Here is a 1,211-nt window from a genome sequence, read left to right on the forward strand (position 1 = left end):
GCCCAGACCGCCGCCTACGGCCACTTCGGCCGCGAACTCCCCGACTTCACCTGGGAACGCACCGACCGCGTGGACGCCCTGCGCCAGGCCGCCGGGGTCTGACATGCGCATCGCTGTCACGGGTTCCATCGCGACCGACCATCTGATGACCTTTCCCGGCCGGTTCGCCGAGCAGCTGCTCGCGGACCGGCTGGACCGGGTGTCCCTGTCGTTCCTCGCCGACAACCTGGACGTACGGCGCGGCGGAGTGGCGGCGAACATCGCGTTCGGCCTGGGGACACTGGGACTGCGCCCGCTCCTGGTGGGCGCCGTGGGCGCCGACTTCGAGCCCTACCGGGTGTGGCTCAAGGACCACGGCGTCGACACCGACTCCGTCCGGGTCAGCGGGACCCGCCACACCGCCCGCTTCGTCTGTACCACCGACCGGGACCAGAACCAGATCGCCACCTTCTACGCGGGCGCCATGGCCGAGGCGCGCGAGATCGACCTGAGGGAGGTGACGGCTCGCGCCGGGCGCCCCGACCTGGTGCTGATCTCCCCGGACGACCCGCAGGCCATGCTCCGGCACACCCGGACCTGCCGGGAACTGGGCATCCCCTTCGCCGCCGACCCCTCGCAACAGCTCGCCCGGCTGGAACGGGCGGAGGTCCGGGAACTGGTGGACGGCGCGGACCGGCTGTTCACCAACGAGTACGAAGCCGCCCTGCTGTGCGAGAAGTCCGGGCTGACCGAGGAGCAGGTCCTGCGCCAGGTCGGCTCCTGGGTGACCACGCACGGGGAGGCGGGGGTGCGCGTCCGCGCCGAGGGCCGCGCCCCGCTGACGGTCCACGCGATCGAGGTCCCGGGGGTCGTGGACCCGACCGGCGTCGGCGACGCCTTCCGGGCCGGGTTCCTCGCCGGCACCGCGTGGGGCGTGTCCGAACAGGCTGCGGCCCAACTGGGCTGCGCGGTCGCGGCGACCGTCCTCGGCTCCGTGGGCACCCAGGAGTACCACCTCTCCGGCGAACAACTCCTCACCGCACTGCGCACGGCGTACGGCTGCCGCTACGAGACGGAGCTGACCACACCCCTGAGGGAGCTGACATGAGACGGTCACTGCGGGAGGAGTTCACGAAACGCGTCGTCGTCGCCGATGGAGCCATGGGAACGATGCTCCAGGCGCAGGACCCCACTCTGGAGGACTTCCAGCAGCTGGAGGGCTGCAACGAGAT

The 1,211-nt window shown here is 71.6% G+C and carries 1 protein-coding gene; it reads left to right on the top strand.

The features are described from left to right. Nucleotides 1-103: 103 nt before the first annotated feature. Nucleotides 104-1,087 (top strand): carbohydrate kinase family protein, encoded by a 984-nt coding sequence (locus ACIA5F_RS30935; RefSeq protein ID WP_399358795.1) that lies wholly within the window; start codon nucleotides 104-106, stop codon nucleotides 1,085-1,087. Nucleotides 1,088-1,211: the final 124 nt, after the last annotated feature.

Source organism: Streptomyces sp. NPDC051567, from assembly GCF_044454165.1.
Taxonomy (GTDB): Bacteria; Actinomycetota; Actinomycetes; order Streptomycetales; family Streptomycetaceae; genus Streptomyces.

Excerpts from the sequence above, each read along its gene's own strand:
- ACIA5F_RS30935 (WP_399358795.1), top strand. The coding sequence starts at position 104 with ATGCGCATCGCTGTCACGGGTTCCATCGCGACCGACCATCTGATGACC.